Annotated in this window: 16 protein-coding genes; 14 read left to right on the top strand and 2 right to left on the bottom strand. The window is 45.4% G+C overall.

What is annotated here, in order from left to right:
• Positions 1 to 210: 210 nt before the first annotated feature.
• Entirely contained in the window at positions 211 to 684 is a 474-nt protein-coding gene (locus OCV61_RS10745; RefSeq protein ID WP_158421808.1) for a carboxyl transferase domain-containing protein, read from the top strand.
• 119 nt (positions 685 to 803) lie between these two features.
• Here OCV61_RS10745 and OCV61_RS10740 read toward each other — a convergent pair whose 3' ends face one another.
• Positions 804 to 1,613, bottom strand: coding sequence for an amidohydrolase family protein (locus OCV61_RS10740; protein ID WP_262582800.1), 810 nt, complete (start codon positions 1,611 to 1,613; stop codon positions 804 to 806).
• A gap of 237 nt (positions 1,614 to 1,850) precedes the next feature.
• Between OCV61_RS10740 and OCV61_RS10735 the strand changes: the two genes are divergently transcribed.
• The 6 genes from OCV61_RS10735 (at position 1,851) to OCV61_RS10710 (ending at position 9,335) form a co-directional block, all read left to right on the top strand.
• Complete coding sequence (locus OCV61_RS10735; RefSeq protein ID WP_158421806.1) at positions 1,851 to 2,921, top strand: PTS sugar transporter subunit IIC; 1,071 nt, start codon at positions 1,851 to 1,853, stop codon at positions 2,919 to 2,921.
• 112 nt (positions 2,922 to 3,033) lie between these two features.
• Positions 3,034 to 4,548 (top strand): 4Fe-4S dicluster domain-containing protein, encoded by a 1,515-nt coding sequence (locus OCV61_RS10730; RefSeq protein ID WP_158421805.1) that lies wholly within the window; start codon positions 3,034 to 3,036, stop codon positions 4,546 to 4,548.
• Positions 4,549 to 4,662: 114 nt separating this feature from the next.
• Positions 4,663 to 4,791 (top strand): FeoB-associated Cys-rich membrane protein, encoded by a 129-nt coding sequence (locus OCV61_RS10725; protein WP_158421804.1) that lies wholly within the window; start codon positions 4,663 to 4,665, stop codon positions 4,789 to 4,791.
• 219 nt (positions 4,792 to 5,010) lie between these two features.
• On the top strand, positions 5,011 to 5,724 hold the full coding sequence (locus OCV61_RS10720) for a YoaK family protein (protein ID WP_262582798.1): 714 nt from the start codon (positions 5,011 to 5,013) through the stop codon (positions 5,722 to 5,724).
• Between the two features lie 277 nt (positions 5,725 to 6,001).
• Positions 6,002 to 8,527 (top strand): glycyl radical protein, encoded by a 2,526-nt coding sequence (locus OCV61_RS10715; protein WP_158421803.1) that lies wholly within the window; start codon positions 6,002 to 6,004, stop codon positions 8,525 to 8,527.
• 16 nt (positions 8,528 to 8,543) lie between these two features.
• Complete coding sequence (locus OCV61_RS10710) at positions 8,544 to 9,335, top strand: glycyl-radical enzyme activating protein (protein WP_262582797.1); 792 nt, start codon at positions 8,544 to 8,546, stop codon at positions 9,333 to 9,335.
• 77 nt (positions 9,336 to 9,412) lie between these two features.
• Here the strand turns inward: OCV61_RS10710 and OCV61_RS10705 are convergent, their stop codons facing one another.
• Positions 9,413 to 10,294 (bottom strand): LysR family transcriptional regulator, encoded by an 882-nt coding sequence (locus OCV61_RS10705; RefSeq protein ID WP_158421801.1) that lies wholly within the window; start codon positions 10,292 to 10,294, stop codon positions 9,413 to 9,415.
• A gap of 372 nt (positions 10,295 to 10,666) precedes the next feature.
• Here OCV61_RS10705 and OCV61_RS10700 point away from each other — a divergent pair, with 372 nt between their 5' ends.
• From OCV61_RS10700 to pepT, 7 genes are all read left to right on the top strand, one after another.
• A complete protein-coding gene (locus OCV61_RS10700) occupies positions 10,667 to 11,611 on the top strand; it encodes an ABC transporter permease (protein ID WP_158421800.1) in 945 nt (314 codons plus the stop codon).
• Between the two features lie 2 nt (positions 11,612 to 11,613).
• Positions 11,614 to 12,981: an ABC transporter permease gene (locus OCV61_RS10695; protein ID WP_158421799.1), complete on the top strand. Its 1,368-nt coding sequence runs from the start codon at positions 11,614 to 11,616 to the stop codon at positions 12,979 to 12,981.
• Positions 12,982 to 12,996: 15 nt separating this feature from the next.
• Positions 12,997 to 14,004, top strand: a complete 1,008-nt coding sequence (locus OCV61_RS10690) for an ABC transporter ATP-binding protein (protein WP_158421798.1) — start codon at positions 12,997 to 12,999, stop codon at positions 14,002 to 14,004.
• Position 14,005: 1 nt separating this feature from the next.
• Entirely contained in the window at positions 14,006 to 15,016 is a 1,011-nt protein-coding gene (locus OCV61_RS10685; protein WP_158421797.1) for an ABC transporter ATP-binding protein, read from the top strand.
• Positions 15,017 to 15,156: 140 nt separating this feature from the next.
• The gene (locus tag OCV61_RS10680; RefSeq protein ID WP_158421796.1) at positions 15,157 to 16,830 is read left to right on the top strand and encodes a peptide ABC transporter substrate-binding protein; all 1,674 of its coding nucleotides are present in this window, start codon (positions 15,157 to 15,159) and stop codon (positions 16,828 to 16,830) included.
• A gap of 153 nt (positions 16,831 to 16,983) precedes the next feature.
• Entirely contained in the window at positions 16,984 to 17,730 is a 747-nt protein-coding gene (locus OCV61_RS10675) for a hypothetical protein (RefSeq protein ID WP_158421795.1), read from the top strand.
• Positions 17,731 to 17,732: 2 nt separating this feature from the next.
• On the top strand, positions 17,733 to 18,959 hold the full coding sequence (gene pepT / locus OCV61_RS10670; RefSeq protein ID WP_158421794.1) for a peptidase T: 1,227 nt from the start codon (positions 17,733 to 17,735) through the stop codon (positions 18,957 to 18,959).
• Positions 18,960 to 19,325 lie beyond the last annotated feature (366 nt).

Raw genomic sequence — 19,325 nt, 5'->3', positions numbered from 1 at the left:
AAGCCCGCAACTATGTATGAAAGAAAGAGAAACCGCCTCGGCTGCTTCCAACAGATAGAGTTTGGATCAGCCTGGGCGGTTTTCTTAACTATAACTACAGTGAATTTTCATTTAACAAAAACTCATAAAGTCCGAGATGTAGAATTCCGTCTTCATCTGTCCAAGGCTTCATTGAGGTTTTGCTGATAATGATTTTTTTGAAAAAATCTTTTGTATTTTTTAAAGAGTGCTGGAAGATCCTTCCTAGAATATCAGAATGCAAAAGGCTTCTGCTTTGGTGTTGTAGAAAAAATCGATGATAAATATGTAACCTATGTAGCTGCCTATAAGCTGGGATCTCAGAGGGCTGCCAACAGTCGCCAGATCTGTGCGGTGCTTGGCCCATGTGCAGGAGGGGCGGCTTATTCCCCTGCCATTATGGATTTTATTTTCACGGTTAAAAATATCAGTCAGATGTATATTACAGATCCCAAGGTGATCAAGGAAGTGATCGGGGAAAACGTAACCATGGAGGAGTTGGGAGGCAGCCAGATCCACAGCCATGTGAATGGAAATGCGGATTTTGAATATGATTCAGAGGCAGAATGCCTGAAAGGGATCATCCGTCATGGCGCAAAGCTTTTATATGCTTTTGCAGAGGCAAGCGTGCCCAAAGGGAATATCAGGGGTATATTGACCATGTAATTTATCCGGAAGAGACAAGAAAAGCATTGTCCGACTGGCTTCGTACCAGCAGTCATGCAAACAGAATAGGGATGAGAAAGAAACATGGTGATATTCCTCTCTGATCCCTGCAAATCCGGTTAAATGCCCAGAAGAAGCTGTGCATTCCCATGAAGGATCTGTTTTTTTTCAGTAAGGGACAGTCCTGTAAAAGACATAAAGCGTTCAATATCTGCCCTCTGGTCTGTCCAGGGGGCATCGCTGCCGAACAGTACTTTGTCTGCGCCATGAAGATGAATCATGCGTACCAGCTGCTCCTCGGACATATGCTGAATAGAATAGGCGGTATCAAAATATACATTCTGACCGCACAGCTTGGCTTCAGCCTCGTCATAGTGTTCGTTGCTTCCCATATGGGCTAGCACCAGCTTTGGCGGGGCTGTTTCTTCTATTACATGTAGGACCATATCCGGGGAGCAGAACTGTTCTCCGGGAGTATAGGGATCCTCTCCTGTATGCACCTGCACGATCAGACCAAGTTCGGAAGCCGTATAGACGATCCGCAGATACCGGATATCGTCAAAGCATGTGTCCTGGTAATTAGGATGAAGCTTGATTCCGGAAAAGCCCTGGGCTGCGATCAAGTGGAGCAGATCTTTGTAATTATCCATAGCCGGGTGGATTCCTGCAAAAGAGATCAGTCTGGGATAGGTATTGTCCTGGCTTTCATTGATACTGGAAGCAAAGCGGATGATGGAATCAAACTGATGTGGATCTGTGATCACCGGCAGGATCACGCTTGTGTCTACCTTGGCCCTGTCCATGGAATCAAGAAGCCCCTGGATGGTACCGTCCATGCTGGGAGAGATATTTATAACAGAAGCAAGCTTGGGGATGGCGGCAGCAGCCACCTTATCCGGAAAAATATGGGTATGAAAATCTATGATCATGAGAACCTCCTGTAAGTTTAAAAGGTTGTATGAAAATACAACAGCTGAATCGACCATTTCCTATACACTCTAGCAAAAATCAGGCTTTCGTACAAGATAAAAAATGTGAAAAAATCAGCAATTCACAAGTACTCTTCTTTCCTTTGCCAACTGAGTATTGGATATCCGCAGAAAGTATGATACAATCAAACGGATTTCCCGGCAAAAATGCCGGATAATTAGGAAAAGGAGAGAAAAATGAAATCATTTAAGAAAATCCTGTCCAATATTTTTATTGACGGATTAAGCGGTATGGCGCTGGGACTTTTTTCCACGCTGATCATCGGTACCATTTTAAAACAGATCGGTGATCTGATGGGAGGAACCTATGGCCATTATCTTAGTGCCTTTGCAGTGATCGCACAGAGACTTACAGGTGCAGGCATTGGTATTGGAGTAGCTTATAAGTTTAAGGAATCCACCTATGTTCTTCTGTCTGCAGCAGCTGCAGGTATGATCGGTGCTTATGCTGCCAATATTCTGGCAGGTACATTTTTTTCAGAGCAGGGAGCCATAGTGCTGTCCGGCCCTGGAGAGCCTTTAGGTGCCTTTATTGCTGCTTATGTAGGAATTATGGTAGGACATCTGGTAGCAGGAAAGACTAAACTGGATCTTTTGATCACTCCTGCAGTGACCATTATATCCGGTGGTGCTGTTGGAATGCTGTTAGGGCCTAGTATCTCTCAGTTTATGAGCTGGATCGGAGGAATGATCAACTGGGGTACAGAGCAGCAGCCTATCCTTATGGGAATCGTGGTTTCTGTCCTTATGGGTATGGCTCTTACACTGCCCATCAGTTCTGCAGCCCTTGGGATCATTCTGGGATTGAACGGAGTAGCAGCAGGTGCAGCTACCGTAGGATGCTGCTGTCAGATGATCGGCTTTGCTGTAACCAGTTTTAAAGATAACGGAGTAGGTGGTCTGTTTGCCCAGGGCGTTGGTACGTCTATGCTGCAGATTCCCAATATTGTACGCAGACCTTTGATATGGCTGCCGCCTACATTGGCATCTGCTATTTTAGGACCGATTGCGATCATAGGGCCTTTTCATATGACGAATAATCCTACAGGCGCAGGAATGGGTACTTCCGGACTGGTAGGACAGATCATGACTTATCAGACTATGACTGCAGCAGAAGAGCCTTTGATGGTACTTCTGAAGATTCTTGTTTTCCATTTCATTCTTCCGGCAGTAGTTTCCTATGTGATCTATCGGGGCATGAAAAATATGGGCTATATTAAAGACGGTCAGATGAAGCTGCAGGTGTGATGCTTTTGATGTAACAGATGCCCTTGTCAGACCGGATAGAAATGTGTTAGTATTTTTATAGCGGAGGATAATTTACTACAGATTGCGGATATTAAACAAAAAGGAGAATTAAATGAGAGGATTATATTCGTCTAAGACGAAAATAAGACATCAGATCTTCACGGAAATTGCCCGCATGGCATATGAAGAAGACGGAATCGAAAATCTGGAAAAGCTTCCTTACAAGATCATTCCAGGCGAGATTGCCACATACAGGGACAGTATTTTCCTGGAGCGTGCAGTTGTAGGCGAACGTCTTCGTGTTGCCATGGGAATGTCCCTTCGGAGTATTTCAGAGCATGCCCCTATTTCTCAGGGGGTAGAGGCAAGTGTAATCGAGGAAAAGTATTATGAACCCCCGCTGATTAATGTGATCAAGTTTGCATGCAATTCCTGTGCAGAGAAGAAAGTGATGGTAACAGAAGGATGTCAGGGCTGCCTGGAACATCCCTGTGTGGAGGTCTGTCCCAAGAAGGCCATATCTATGGTGAAGGGCCATTCTTATATTGATCAGGCAAAGTGTATCAAATGTGGGAAATGCGTTAGTGCCTGCCCATACAATGCTATTATCAAGCAGGAACGCCCCTGTGCTGCAGCTTGTGGAATGGGAGCGATCCATTCAGATCAATATGGAAGGGCAGAGATCGATCAGGATAAGTGTGTGTCCTGCGGAATGTGTCTGGTAAGCTGTCCATTTAGTGCCATTGTTGATAAGGGTCAGATATACCAGACCATTATGGCGATCAAAAGTGGTAATCCGGTATATGCCATTGTTGCACCGGCAGTTGCAGGCCAGTTTGAAGGGCTTAAGGATACAAAGATCCGGGAAGCCTTTAAAGCACTTGGGTTTAAGAATGTGCGGGAAGTAGCCGTTGGTGCAGATTTGTGTGCCATTGAAGAAGCCAAAGATTTCATAGAAGAAGTTCCGGCAAAGATTCCGTTTATGGGAACCTCCTGTTGTCCAGCCTGGTCTGTGATGGCAAAGAAAATGTTCCCAAAGCAGGCTGACTGTATTTCCATGGCATTGACACCGATGGTACTGACAGCAAGGCTGATCAAGCAGGAAGAACCGGAATGCAAGATAGTTTTTGTGGGACCATGTGCTGCCAAGAAATTGGAAGCAAGCAGAAAATCCATCCGAAGCTATGTGGACTTTGTACTTACCTTTGAAGAGGTGGCTGGTATGTTTGAGGCAAAGGGCGTAGACTTTGATTCTCTGCCTGACGGAGAGCCTTTGGTACGTGCCAGTGCAGATGGAAGAGGCTTTGCTGCCAGCGGCGGTGTGGCAGCAGCAGTTGTGAATGCCATTCACCGTTTGGATCCGGAGCGAACCGTAAAGACTGCCAGTGCAGACGGTCTTGCAAATTGTAAAAAAATGATGCAGCTGGCCAAAATGGGCAAATATGATGGATATCTGCTAGAAGGTATGGCTTGTCCGGGAGGATGTATTGCAGGAGCCGGAACGATCCAGCCTTTGAAAACCTCTGCCTCTGCCCTCCAGAAAATGCAAAAGGAGGCTGTTTTCCAGGAATGCAGCGATACAGAGTTTGGTGATAAGCTTTCCTCTTTGGAAGAATTTCAGATTTAACTGTAAGAAATTCGGATAGGACAGATATTGACATATTACTTTTGTTAGTATATACTAACGAAAGAAACATAAGTCAGACTTTTAAGTGTCTGTTCAGGAAAAGGAGGAATTTCCATGGGAACAGTGATCGTAGGCGCTGTATTGGTTGTGATTGTAGGCCTGATCGTTCGCAGTATGATCAAGGATAAAAAGAATGGTAAAGGATGCGGCGGTGACTGTGGGCATTGCAGTGGCTGCCATTAAGGTATTCTGAATTAACTTCATAGTGTAAAATGTGAGATATATAGTTACTGTGAATGGTGTGATCAGTAACTATATATTTTTTATATGACAATAATATGAACGATACATTTTACATTTTGACAGAAGGCAGGTATTATATGAACTAATAGCTAAACAGCCTTTGCTCGACTTGAATTGGACAGGCTGTGTAAAACAAAAGAGGATGGAGATATATTTTTCATGGAAACAAAACACCACGAACATCATCACCTGTTTTCTGATGCTTCGGATGTACAGATGTCCGAAGCTTTTGTAAACAGTGCATTCCTGGCTCTTTCAGGAGGATTCCAGGATGCGTACACCTACAATGTGAGAGACGAAGTCTTTTCAAATGCGCAGACAGGAAATGTGGTGCTGCTTAGTCAGCATCTGCTTGCCGGTGACTGGGGGATTGCCCTTCGGTATCTGCTTCCGGTACTGTCCTTTGCATTAGGGGTTTTCTTTGCTGAGAAGATTCAGGGCAAATTTAAAAATGCCAGACGTCTTCACTGGAGACAGGGGATTCTGGCAGCAGAGATTGTGATCCTGTTTTTGGTTGGCTTCGTTCCATCTACGATGAATATGCTGGCTACCATACTGGTATCCTTTGCCTGTGCCATGCAGGTACAAACATTCCGGAAGATCCACGGATATTCTTATGCAAGTACCATGTGTATCGGTAATCTGCGAAGCGGTACAGCTGCCCTTTCAGCTTACTGGCGGCGCAAAGATCCTAAGAAGCTGGAACAGGCAGGTTATTATTTTGGAATTATTTTCCTGTTTGCCCTTGGCGCCGGAGTAGGCGGTAATCTGAGTATTGCCTATGGATATAAAATGATCTGGGTGTGCAGCGGCCTTCTGCTGATAAGCTTTTTCCTGATGTTTATTGAGCGGTTTAAGGCTTCTAATGATTAGGATCAAAATATAACAATGGTTATAATATGAGAACTGTAGCATAGGATTTTCCTGTGTTACAGTTTTTTTATGTAATTCACATGAAAAAAACACTAAAAACAACACAAATCCACAAAATACAACAGATATGATGTGTTGATTCTGTTGACATTTGCGGAATGATTCGATATAATAGAGGAAAATAAGGTGGGGAGGGAGTATCCTGCCACAGCGAAAAGACTTTGGAAAGCATCTGTGATTGCGGAGCATAGGCGCGGTCCTTTGGGAGAGGAGTAACATGGAGAAATATAATACAAGCGATATTCCAAAATCATCAAGGATTCCAAGACTGGTGGAGCATCTGTATGCAGAGATGCCAAAGATCGAATCAGCAAGAGCCAGACTTCTGACAGAATCCTATCAGCAGACAGAGGGAGAACCGATCATTCAAAGAAGAGCAAAGGCATTTGCACATATCCTGCATCACCTTCCCATCGTGATCCGTGAGGAAGAACTGATCGTAGGAAGCAGCACCCTTGCACCCAGAAGCTGCCAGACATTCCCGGAGTTTTCTTATCAATGGCTGGAGGATGAACTGGATACGGTTGCAGGCAGAAGTGCAGACCCCTTTTTCATAAAAGAAGAGACTAAGGAAGAACTGCGTCAGATCCATCAATATTGGAAGGGCAGGACCACCAGTGAGCTTGCCACTTCCTATATGGCACCGGAAGCCATCCGGGGGATTGAACACAATATTTTTACACCAGGGAATTATTTTTATAATGGTGTGGGGCATGTAACTGTTAAGTACTGGGAAGTTCTGAATATTGGCTTTGAGGGGATCATGGCAAAGGCAAAAGCAGAGTTGGCTCAGTGTAATGTGGGAGATGGTGACTATGCAAGAAAGTCCCGTTTTCTGGAGGCTGTGATCATAAGCTGTCAGGCTGCTATGGATTATGCTGCCAGGTATGCCGAACTGGCACAGCAGATGGCTGAAAAGTGCACGGATCCGGACAGGAAGCAAGAGCTTCTGGCTATTGCTGACAACTGCAGCAGGGTGCCTGCCAAAGGCGCAGAAAGCTTTTATCAGGCCTGTCAGTCTTTCTGGTTTGTACAGCTTCTGATTCAGATCGAATCCAGCGGACATTCTATTTCACCTGGAAGATTTGACCAGTACATGTATCCATATTATAAGAAGGACGTAGAAGCAGGAAAGATTACCAGGGAAGCTGCCCAGGAGCTGATCGATTGTATCTGGGTGAAGCTGAATGACCTGAATAAATGCAGAGATGCTGTATCTGCGGAAGGATTTGCAGGATACAGTTTGTTCCAGAATCTGATCGTAGGAGGTCAGAATAAAGATGGGGAGGATGTGACCAATGATCTGTCTTTTATGTGTATTCAGGCCTCCATGCATGTAAACCTGCCTCAGCCCTCATTGTCCATCCGGGTATGGAACGGTTCGCCCCATGATCTTCTGATCAAGGCAGCAGAGCTTACCAGGACAGGGATCGGTCTGCCAGCATATTATAATGATGAGGTGATCATCCCGGCACTGATGAACCGGGGATTAACTTTGGAAGATGCCAGGGAATATAACATCATCGGATGTGTGGAGCCACAGAAGGCGGGGAAGACAGAAGGATGGCATGATGCTGCATTCTTTAATATGTGCCGCCCGCTGGAGCTTGTTTTCTCCCAGGGTATGGACAAGGGAGAGATGGTGGGAGTTCCTACTAAGGACATCAGTGAGATGCACAGCTTTGAAGACTTTTATGATGCATATAAGCAACAGATGGATTACTGTATTTCCTTGATGGTGAATGCAGATAATGCAATTGATGTGGCTCATGGGGAGAGATGCCCGCTGCCATTTTTATCCAGTATGATCGATGACTGTATCAAAAAGGGCAAATCCACCCAGGAAGGTGGAGCTGTCTACAACTTTACCGGTCCTCAGGGATTTGGGATTGCTAATATGGCAGATTCTCTTTATGCTATCAGGAAGCTGGTATTTGAAGAGAAGCAGTTTACCCTTGGGGAATTAAAGGAGGCACTGATCTGGAATTACGGAAAAGGCCTGGATCAGCAGTCTGTACAGGATCTTGCCCAGGGCATACTGAAAGAAGCTGAAAATGCAGGCAGGCAGGTTGATGAAAAGATGACAGAAGCAGTGGTTCAGTCTGTGCTTTCCATGAAGCTTTCAAAGGAGAAGATCAGCCGGTACGAAGAGATCCGGAACAAGATCCTGGAAGTACCTAAGTTTGGAAATGATATTCCAGAAGTGGATTATTTTGCAAGAGATGTTGCTTATACATATACAAGGCCTATCCAGCAGTATAGCAACCCAAGAGGAGGCAGCTTCCATGCAGGTCTTTATCCTGTATCTGCCAATGTTCCGCTGGGAGGACAGACAGGAGCTACCCCGGACGGCAGATATGCCCATACACCGGTTGCTGACGGAGTTTCACCATCTGCAGGCAAGGATGTGAACGGTCCTACAGCAGCAGCTACTTCTGTATCCAGACTTGATCATTTTATTGTATCCAATGGTACATTATTTAATCAGAAATTCCATCCCTCTGCCTTGTCAGGAAGAGAGGGATTGGAGAAATTTGTGGCATTGATCCGTACCTTCTTTGACCAGAAGGGCATGCATATGCAGTTTAATGTAGTAAGCAGGGAAACACTTCTGGACGCACAGGCGCACCCGGAGAATTATAAGCATCTGGTGGTGCGTGTGGCAGGATACAGCGCTTTGTTTACCACATTGTCCAGATCTTTGCAGGATGATATCATAAGAAGGACAGAGCAGGGATTCTGAGAAACAGGAGAACATAATGGATTACTTGAAAACAACAGGCAGGATTTTTGATGTACAAAGATATTCCATTCATGACGGGCCAGGGATCCGCACCATTCTTTTTCTGAAGGGGTGCATCCTGCGGTGCAGGTGGTGCTGTAATCCGGAATCCCAGGAGTTTGCCATTCAGAAGATGATCGTGCAGGGGGAAGAGAAGATCATCGGCAGGGATGTGACAGTGGAAGAAATGCTTCAGGTAGTGGAAAAGGATCGGGCATACTATTACCGTTCAGGCGGCGGGATGACTCTTTCCGGAGGGGAATGCCTGTGCCAGCCTGAGTTTGCCAGGGATCTGCTTCGCGGTGCAAAGGAAAGAGGAATCCATACGGCTATAGAAAGTATGGCAGGCATGCCCTGGGAGAATATCCAGATGGTGTTGCCCTATCTGGATCTGTACCTGATGGATATCAAGCACACCAATCCTGAAAAGCATAAGGCTTTTACCGGAAGATCTAATGAACGAATGCTGGAAAATGCAAGAAAAACAGCACTTTCCGGGATGACCCGCCTGGTGATACGGGTGCCTGTGATCCCTGGGTTTAATGATACTGTGGAAGAGATCCAGGGGATTGCCAGATTTGCAGCAACTCTTCCAGGGGTGGATAAGATTCATTTGCTGCCTTACCACAGGCTGGGACAGGATAAATACACTGGTCTTGGTCGTGAATATTTGCTGGACGGGGTTCTGCCCCCATCAGCGGAACATATGGAAACATTAAAAAAGGCAGTCCATGCAGTATGTGGCCTGGACTGCCAGATCGGAGGATGATCCTGCATTTTGCAGGATCATTTTTGGCAGTGATGATTATGCGGTGATGATCGTGCGGACATCTGTTTCATGCAGGATCATTCTTTTAATGCGGCGATCATTTTGCGTACAGCAATACTTTGGGGCCGCGTGCTGTCCCGTACCAGATAAACATCCCTGGCTGGGATCTCTTCTGCCAGGGGGATCTGGATCACCTGACCACGGCGCAGGGCATCCTGGGCAAGCATTTCCGGGAAAAAGCCAATGCCAAGATTATGCATGATCATAGGCAGGATCTGGTCAGTGGCAGATGCTTCCATATCCGGCTGGAAAGGAAGGCCCCGCTGGAGGAAAAGCTCCATATAGGTTTCCCTGGTGGAAGTCCGTCCCCCAAGAGAAATAAAGGGATAATCCCGAAGATCCTGCAGGTGCAGGGGTGTATTGGCTGCCTGGGCGAATTTAGGACCTCCCAGAAGAATTTCCTTAAAAGATACAAGGAGGGTTTTCTGGAGAGGCTTTTTTGTGTGGGCAGGGCTGGAAACCACTGCAAAATCCACAAGTCCGTTTTCCAGGGCAGTAAGAGCTTCCGGGGTAGAGTGACTGGCAATCCGTAGACGTACATGAGGATATTTTTTGTGAAAGGATTCCAGCTTATCTAAAAGCAGAAGACGTAGGGCTGTCTCACTGGCACCAATGGAAATCAGGCCGCTTTCCAGACCACGATCCTTTTCCAGTTCCTTTTCGCCAAGGGAAATCTGCTCATAAGCTACGGAAATATGTTCATACAGACGTTTGCCCTCAGGGGTAAGGGAAACTCCACGGTGAGTGCGGACGAACAGCTTACAGTTCAGTTCGCGCTCCAGGATATTCATGCAGCGGGTAATGTTGGGCTGATTATTATTCAGGATTTCTGCTGCTTTGGTAAAGCTTTTGTACTGGCAGACAAAATAGAAAATGCGGTAATAATCAAAGTTGACCAAGATTCACGACTCCTTCTGGCTGCACCTGTTTGTGGCAGCCATTCTTTTTATCATCATTTTGCAGGTTTTTGACCGGGATGTCAAGGAAAATACCATAACTGCAGCGTTCTTTCACTTGTCTTTTCTTGTGCTAAAGTGTAGAAATGAGAAAAGTTACTTGATTAAAGCAAAAAAGGGTGCTATAATTTCTGCATATTTTATGGATGGATGTTCTATCCGTAGTAAAGAGCAATACTTTCCTAACAGACATAGTAGAGAGCTTATGAAGTAGAACGGAATTGATTTGGTCTTTGAAAAAAGAAGTTTTCGGAGACTTTTTTTGTTTTATTTGCAAGAATGGTGTGTCAGGGGAAAAGAAAACAAGGAGGAAAAATGGGCAAATATTTTGTAAAAAGGCTTGGAATGGCAATACTGACCATCTTTCTGGTGGCATGTCTTACCTTCCTTTTAATGAATGCTGTGCCAGGAAGTCCCTGGCTCAGTGAGAAAACGCCGTCGGAAACAACTCTTGCGGCACTGAATGCAAAATACGGTCTTGATAAACCGGTTTACGTTCAGCTTTATATGTATCTTAAGAATATTCTTCATGGTGATTTTGGTGTATCTTTGAAAATGCAGAAGAACCGTGCGGTTCTTAGTATTATCACAGAGATGTTCCCGGTATCAGCAAAGGTTGGAGCCATTGCTTTGTGCTGGGCAGTGCTGGTAGGTATACCCATTGGCTGTCTTGCTGCTTTTAAACGAGGCAAATTCACAGATAGTGTGCTTCGCATTATTTGTACTCTCGGCATCTCTATGCCCAGCTTTGTTGTAGCATCTGTACTTCTGGTTACACTTACAGGAACAAACGCTTTCAGTCTGTTTCCTTCAATCTTTGATGCTTCCCAGGGATGGAGGGCATATGTACTTCCCTGCTTTGCACTTGGATTTTACCCTATGTGTTATACTGCAAGACAGACCAGATCAGCCATGCTGGATTCATTCAGCCAGGAATATATCAAGACGGCAAGGGCAAAGGGCCTTAAAAATAATAAGATCATTTTCAAACATGCCCTTAGAAATGCCCTGATTCCGGTTATTACATATCTGGGGCCGCAGGTAGCATTTACCCTGTGCGGCGGCTTTGTAGTGGAAAGCGTTTTCTCCATTCCGGGACTTGGACGTTATTTTGTACAGTCCATCCAGAACCGTGATTACCCAGTGATCATGGGTACAACGATTTTCCTTGCAGCATTTATTATTTTGATGAACCTTGTGGTAGACCTTCTTTATAAAGTAGCTGACCCAAGGATCAGCCTTACGAAAGGAGGAGAATGATCGTGGCAGAACAAAAGAAGAAAATGAAGCGCTGTCCTGTCAGTATGCAGCCGGATATTGAGAATTTGTTAAACGATCTTTCCCCGGATGATTTCTCAAAGGCATCAAAAGAAGAAAAGGATGACTTTATTCAGGATCGTAAAAGCGTATCCTACTGGAAGGATGCATGGCGCAGACTGAAAAAGAATGTGGTAGCCATGGTAGCCCTTGGTGTGATCGTTTTGCTGTTTTTATTTGCTTTTTTGGGGCCGGTTCTGGTTCCATATGGCTATGACGAATTTAACAAAGGCGCAGAGAACCTGTATCCTTATCACTATACTCTGGAAGACCAGCAGAAGCTGGATGCAGAGATTGCCTCAAGAACAAAGACAGATGTGGTTGATGTGGATGAGATGATTGCCAAGGCTAAAGAAGAGGCTGAAGCCAAGGGAGAGAAATTCACCAAAAAGGACGAAGCTGTGATCCGTGCCCAGGCAAAGGTTGCTGCTAAAAAGGGAAACTCCTCAGGCAGTGACAGTGAAGAAGAGATCGATCAGGATGCACTCCGTAAGGAACTTGGCATCAAAAAGCATCTGTTTGGTTATTCCCAAAAAGAACTGGAGCGTAAGGCTTCCGGAGAAAAAGTTTTTCCACATGTATTTGGAACTGATATGTATGGCCGTGACATTTTGGTACGTGTTATGTACGGAGCCAGAGTATCCATGTCCGTAGGTGTGTTTGCAGCACTTCTTGTGCTGGTGATCGGTGCAGTTTATGGTGCAATTTCCGGCTACTGCGGCGGCAAGGTGGATGCTGTGATGCAGCGTATTGTAGAACTGATCTATGCAGTACCTGAGATGCTGGTGGTACTTCTGATCGCCACAGCTATGAAACCAATCCTTACAGAATATGTAAATTCAGCAGGCAACAGTCCTATGAAGTCCTTTGTGTCTGTATTGGGACCAAACCTGATTTCCATGTTTATCGCTTTCGGTATGCTGTACTGGGTAACAATGAGCCGTATTATCCGTGGCCAGGTACTGCAGCTGAAGCAGCAGGAATACGTAACAGCAGCAAGGGCACTGGGAGCATCCGGCGGCCGTATTATCCGTCGTCATCTTCTTCCCAACTGTATCGGGCAGATCGTTGTTACCACCTGTCTGCAGATTCCATCTGCTATTTTCCTGGAATCCTTTTTGTCCTACCTTGGAGTAGGTGTGTCCGCACCGCTTCCAAGTCTTGGTTCCATGGCAACAGATGCCCTTGGCGGCATGTATACATATACCTATCGTCTGATCGTGCCTTCTGTGATCCTTAGTGTGATGATCCTTGCTTTCAACCTGTTTGGTGACGGCCTGCGTGATGCTTTGGATCCTAAGCTGAAGAAATAAGAAAGGAGGAGAACAATGTCTGAAAAGAAAGAAAAATTATTGGAAGTAAAAGACCTGAAAGTCTCCTTCTTTACACCAGCCGGTGAGGTTAAGGCAGTAGGAGGCATTTCCTATGATCTGGATTATGGTGAGGTCATGGGAGTGGTTGGAGAGTCCGGATCCGGAAAAAGCCAGGAGGCTTATTCCATTATTGGTCTTCTTCAGTCACCAGGTAAGGTTGTTGGCGGAAGCATTACTTTTGAAGGACAGGACATGCTTGCCCTTACAAAGAAAGAAATGCAGGAATATCGTGGGAATAAAATCGCCATGATCTTCCAGAACCCTATGACAAGCCTGAATCCTGTTTATACAGTAGGGAATCAGCTTGTGGAGGCCCTGCGTGCTCATGACAGCAAGATCAGCAGGAAAGAAGCTGAACAAAGAGCTATGGAAATGATGGAAATGGTTGGTATCAACAATGTACAGAAGCGTATGAATCAATATCCTCATGAGTTTTCAGGAGGTATGCGCCAGAGGGTTATGATCGCCATGGGCCTGATCTGTCATCCACAGCTTTTGATCGCAGATGAACCTACCACAGCCCTGGATGTGACCATTCAGGCGCAGATCCTGGATCTGATGAAATCCCTTCAGAAGAAGACGGGCATGGGTATTATTTTTATCACCCATAACTTGGGAGTTGTTGCAGATATCTGTGATAAGGTATCTGTTATGTATGCAGGAAAGATTGTTGAGCAGGGGCCTGTAGATGATATTTTCTATGAGCCTGCCCATCCATATACCAAAGGACTTCTCCGTTCCATGCCACGTGTGGATGCCCAGAGCTATGAGAGACTGATCCCCATCGAGGGAACACCGGTGGATATGCTGAATCCTCCGGAAGGATGTCCTTTTGCACCACGTTGTGAGAAATGTATGAAAATCTGTCTGAAGAAAATGCCTCCTTACGTGGAAATCAGCGACAAACACCGTTCTGCATGCTGGCTGTGTGTAGAAGATCTGATGAACAAGGAGGAGAATTAAAATGGCAGAAGATAAGAAACTCCTTGAAATACAAAATTTACGTAAATATTTTCCTATCAAGGGAGTGAAAGGTCCTGGGGTGCAGGCTGTACAGGATGTTTCCCTTTTCATCAAAAAAGGAGAGACGCTGGGTCTGGTAGGAGAGTCCGGATGTGGGAAAACTACTCTTGGAAGAACCATTCTCAGACTGTATGAGCCTACAGGCGGAAAGATCATTTATGACGGACAGGCGATTTATGATAATCCTCTTGGGCCGGACGGACAGCCTCTTGGCAAAGCCAAATCTGTGAATATGCTGCCTTACCGCAGAAAGATGCAGATCATTTTTCAGGATCCATCCGCATCTCTTGATCCTCGTATGACAGTAGGAGAGATCATCGGGGAAGCAATCGATATCCATAAGCTTGCAGCAAATAAGAAAGACCGTGCAGACATGATCAAGGAGCTGCTTGCACAGGTTGGATTAAATACAGAGCATGCAAACCGTTATCCTCATGAGTTTTCAGGCGGACAGCAGCAGCGTGTGGGAATTGCCCGTGCATTGGCTGTTAAGCCGGAGTTTATCGTATGTGATGAGCCGATCTCCGCACTGGATGTTTCTATTCAGTCTCAGATCGTAAATATGCTGGAGGACATGCAGCAGCAGATGGGACTTACTTATCTGTTTATTGCCCATGACCTTTCTGTTGTACGTCATATTTCCAACAGGATCGGTGTTATGTACCTGGGCTCTCTGGTAGAGCTGGGTGAAAGCTATGAACTGAACCGTCATCCCATTCATCCATACACACAGACATTGTTATCAGCAGTGCCGGTGCCGGATCCAAAGCTTAGCCGTACCAAGAAAAGGATCATTCTTGAGGGAGATGTGCCAAGTCCAATGAATCCGCCAAGCGGATGCCGCTTCCATACCAGATGTCCATATGCTACGGAAAAGTGTAAGGTGGAAGTCCCTGTATTCCGGGAGCATGAGCCGGGGCACTGGGCTGCATGCCATATGCTGGACAAATAAGGTATAGAGGATGAATACCATGGATTGCTATGTTGCTGTGCTCTTGCAATCCTGCAAATAGGTTATTGTAGGGAGAGATCCCTCTTTAATAAATGTGTTGTTTCTCATGCAGCACAAAAAAGAAAAAAGGAGGAAAAGTAATGAGAAAGGCAAGAAAAATTATGTCTCTGGCCCTGTCAGCAGCTATGGTTGTAGGCATGGCCGCTACCACACCGGTAATGGCTGAGGATGCTGCTGCATCTGAGGACGGATATAATCTGTCTCTTTGCATCGCTTCTGAGCCTATGTCCATCGACCCTGCATTAAACAGTGCAGTAGATGGTGCGATCATGTGTAATCACATGTTTGAAGGTCTGGTCAAATGGGTGGATGACGGCGACGGAAATGCAGTAACTGCACCTGGACAGGCAGAATCCTGGGAGAAGACAGCAAACGATGATGGTACAGTAACTTATACACTGACACTTCGTGACGGTATTAAATGGTCAGACGGACAGGACGTAACAGCAGGTGACTTTGTATATTCCTGGCAGCGTCTTGCAAATCCTGAGACAGCAGCAGATTACTGCTACATGATCGATATGGTACAGGGCTATGATACAATTGCTGATGGTAGTGCAGAGCCTGACACACTTGGTATCAAAGCAATTGATGACAAAACACTTCAGATCGATCTGAGCTATGACTGCCCGTATTTCGAGGAGATCATGGCATTCCCGGCAACATTCCCTGTTCGCCAGGATAAAGTTGATGGAAATGATGACTGGACATATGATGTAGATTCTTATGTCAGCAATGGACCATACAAGATGAAAGAGTGGTCACACAATGCTTACATCCTGATGGAGAAAAACGAGAACTACTATGATTATGAGAATCTTGGACCGGATACCATCAAATTTGCACTTCTTGATGACAACAATGCTATGCTGAAAGGCTACAACAATGGCGAGCTTGATTTCATCGAGAATCTGCCGGTAGATGAGATTCCAACATATCTTGCTGATGGACAGCTTAACATTGCTGATTATATTGGAACATACTATGTATGCTTCAACACAGAGGACGAGATTTTCTCAGATCCTAACATCCGTAAAGCTTTCTCTCTTGCAATCGATCGTAACTATATCGTAGAGAATGTTTCCCAGGCTGGTGAGGTTCCGGCTGACGGATATGTTCCATCCGGTGTATATGATGCAGCAGGCCCTGGAAATGATGATTTCCGTACAGTAGGTGGTTCTTACTACAGTGTTGCAGATGAGGATTATGAGAAGAACTGTGAAGAGGCTCGCCAGATCCTTGCAGATGCTGGTTATCCTAACGGCGAAGGCTTCCCCACTGTTGAGTATCTGTACAACACATCTGACAACCACAAGAAGATCGGTGAGGCTCTTCAGAACATGTGGCAGGAGCAGCTGGGCGTTACTGTTAAACTGAACAATCAGGACTGGAACGTATTCCTGGAGAACAGAAAACAGGGTAACTACCAGATCGCCCGTAACGGCTGGATCGCAGACTACAATGATCCTTGCTCCTTCCTGGATATGTGGTACACTGGCGGCGGAAACAACGATGCTCAGTATTCCAACCCGGATTACGATGCAAAGATTGATGAAGCAAAAGCTACTTCCGTACAGGAAGATCGTATGAAAGCATTCCATGAGGCTGAGGATATCCTGATCGATCAGGACAGCGTACTTGCTCCGATTTATTTCTATACACAGCCATACATGCTGAAAGAGAATATTCAGGGTATGTACTACACACCACTTGGATACTTCTTCTTCGGTTATACATCAAAAACAGCAGAGTAAATTTTCTTGTAGGAAATCTGCTTTGTAAGCCTTTGGCAGGGGCAGTTCTATCACAGAAATGTGGCAGGGCTGTCCCTGTTTTTTTGCTTCGCATTGACCCGGATTAAGAGGCATGGTATACTTTCTTTAACACGAGAAAGGATGGTAATGAATATGGACGTATTAGATCAGCAGAAGGCTGTGCGGAAAGCTGCAACCGGCAGGATGTGCCTGTTATTCGGCGGTGGATTCCTTTTGTTTACAGCCATTACATCGACTTTGCTGTACGGGATCAATTTTCTGGTGATCGCCTCTAAGGCAGCCGCAGGAACCAAGGAATATGTGGAGATTCTTGAAAAGACAAACATGCAGGTTCCGTTTCTCAGGCTGGTTGGTATATTGTTTGTGATTATGGCAGTTGTGGAGGTTTTTGCCGGGATCAGCAGTGTACGGTACAGTAACCGGGTAGACAAGGCGACTACGATGATCCGGATTGCTCTTGTACTTTTGGTAGTGGAGGCCTTGATGGAAGTCTTTCTTTGTTTCTCCAAGCTGATGAGTCTGGGGATGCTTTTTACAGCAATTGGGATCCCACTGTTTATTTTATGGGGAGCATGGGGCTTTCGGAAGCTTTCTAAGGAAGATCCTAAGCGTGTCTATGCAGTGGATATGAAGAAAAGACAGCAGGCAAGAAGACAGGCAGCAGCCCAGCCGGCGGCACCAAAGAAAAGCCTGCGTGAACGTGCTATGATGCAGGCAGATTACACACAGGATACATCAGAAGAGATCCAGCCGGAAGGCGAAAAGGAGCCTCAGGCAGATGCTGTGCAGACATCAGAAGGGATACAGTCAGACGGCGAAGCAAAACAGGAAGTGCATGATGCTGCAGAGGCTGATAAAACAAAACAGGGAGAAGAGTAATTATGAGAGCGTATGAGCGTTTTTTGAAGTATATCAGGGTGTATACCACAAGTGATGATAACAGTGAGACAATACCTTCCACTCAGAGACAGTTTGATCTGGGAAATGAGTTGGCACAAGAAATGAAAGCGCTTGGGATCAGCAATGTGCGTATAGATGACAAATGCTATGTGTATGGTGAAATCCCTGCTACAAAGGGTTATGAGGATGCACCAGGGATCGGGTTTATTGCCCATATGGATACAGCACCGGATTTTTCCGGAGAAGGTGTGAATCCTCAGATCATCGAGAATTATGATGGCAGCAGGGTAGCACTGGGAAATAGCGGACTTTTCCTGGATCCGGCTGATTTTCCACACCTTTCTTCCCTGAAAGGCAGAACACTGATCACCACAGATGGTACCACGCTCCTTGGCGGAGATGACAAGGCAGGGATCGCAGAGATCATGACTCTGGCAGAGATCCTTCTGAAAGAGGATATCCCCCATGGAAAGATCTGCATTGGTTTTACTCCGGATGAAGAGATCGGCAGAGGTGCTGATTGTTTTGATATAGAGAATTTCGGCGCTGATTTTGCCTATACCGTAGATGGCGGTGTGGAGAACGAACTGGAATACGAGAACTTCAATGCTGCAGGTGCAGAGGTACAGATCAAGGGCTTTCCAGTGCATCCTGGCAGCAGCAAAAATACCCTGGTGAATGCAGTGCAGGTAGCGGTAGAATTTCATAATATGCTTCCTGCAGGAGAGACACCAAGGTATACAGAAGAGTATGAAGGCTTTTATCATCTTTGCGACCTGAACGGGGATATTGCACAGGCAAGTATGGCTTACATTATTCGTGACCATGACAGCCATCTGTTTGAAGCAAGGATTTCTACCATGAAGCATATTGCAAAGCTTCTTAATGAAAAATACGGTGCAGGTACAGTCACATTGACCATTAAGGAGCAGTACCGGAACATGAAAGAAAAAATTGAGCCATGTATGCATCTGATCGAGAATGCAAAGCTGGCAGCCCAGGAAGCAGGTCTGTCACCTGTAACAGTACCTATCCGTGGCGGCACAGACGGGGCAAGGCTGTCTTACATGGGTCTTCCCTGCCCAAATCTTGGCACCGGCGGCTATGCAGCCCATGGTCCCTGTGAGCATATTACGGTAGAGGGCATGGATCTGGTGGTGGAGATCCTGAAAGGGATCGTGAAGCGGTATGCAGAGCCTGTGAAATAATAGGATAAGAACCATTGTGATCTGGCAGTTGTTCAGCAGCATGTAACAGAGAATGTGTTGGGTAACTGTGTGATAATTTTTTATCACAATGGTTCTTTTTTGTAAAAATTTAAAGTGTAAAAGCACCCTATCTGTTTAAAAATATATAGAAATGGACACATGTTGGAAAAAATGATCTTGAATTCTTAATTTAATACAATATGCTTAAAAATTAACGATAAAAAATGTGCAACATGCTGATATTCTTGAAATACAAAAAAAAAACTTGTTAAAATATTATCATTATGGTATCTTAGTAATGCGGAACTGAACTAAATTCTATTTATGCGGAGAAGAGGGAATATGCCTGTATTTGAATGAAAATAT

This window comes from Blautia ammoniilytica (assembly GCF_025566965.1).
GTDB classification, from domain to species: Bacteria; Bacillota; Clostridia; order Lachnospirales; family Lachnospiraceae; genus Blautia_A; species Blautia_A ammoniilytica.
The sequence above is the reverse complement of the archived record's forward strand: the minus strand, read 5'-3'. Positions and strand labels throughout refer to the sequence as shown.

Coding starts and splice junctions, on each gene's coding strand:
- OCV61_RS10740 (WP_262582800.1), bottom strand. CDS start 1,613: ATGATCATAGATTTTCATACCCATATTTTTCCGGATAAGGTGGCTGCT.
- OCV61_RS10680 (WP_158421796.1), top strand. CDS start 15,157: ATGAGAAAGGCAAGAAAAATTATGTCTCTGGCCCTGTCAGCAGCTATG.
- pepT (WP_158421794.1), top strand. CDS start 17,733: ATGAGAGCGTATGAGCGTTTTTTGAAGTATATCAGGGTGTATACCACA.
- OCV61_RS10710 (WP_262582797.1), top strand. CDS start 8,544: ATGGATTACTTGAAAACAACAGGCAGGATTTTTGATGTACAAAGATAT.
- OCV61_RS10690 (WP_158421798.1), top strand. CDS start 12,997: ATGTCTGAAAAGAAAGAAAAATTATTGGAAGTAAAAGACCTGAAAGTC.
- OCV61_RS10720 (WP_262582798.1), top strand. CDS start 5,011: ATGGAAACAAAACACCACGAACATCATCACCTGTTTTCTGATGCTTCG.
- OCV61_RS10685 (WP_158421797.1), top strand. CDS start 14,006: ATGGCAGAAGATAAGAAACTCCTTGAAATACAAAATTTACGTAAATAT.
- OCV61_RS10735 (WP_158421806.1), top strand. CDS start 1,851: ATGAAATCATTTAAGAAAATCCTGTCCAATATTTTTATTGACGGATTA.
- OCV61_RS10730 (WP_158421805.1), top strand. CDS start 3,034: ATGAGAGGATTATATTCGTCTAAGACGAAAATAAGACATCAGATCTTC.
- OCV61_RS10700 (WP_158421800.1), top strand. CDS start 10,667: ATGGGCAAATATTTTGTAAAAAGGCTTGGAATGGCAATACTGACCATC.
- OCV61_RS10675 (WP_158421795.1), top strand. CDS start 16,984: ATGGACGTATTAGATCAGCAGAAGGCTGTGCGGAAAGCTGCAACCGGC.
- OCV61_RS10725 (WP_158421804.1), top strand. CDS start 4,663: ATGGGAACAGTGATCGTAGGCGCTGTATTGGTTGTGATTGTAGGCCTG.
- OCV61_RS10715 (WP_158421803.1), top strand. CDS start 6,002: ATGGAGAAATATAATACAAGCGATATTCCAAAATCATCAAGGATTCCA.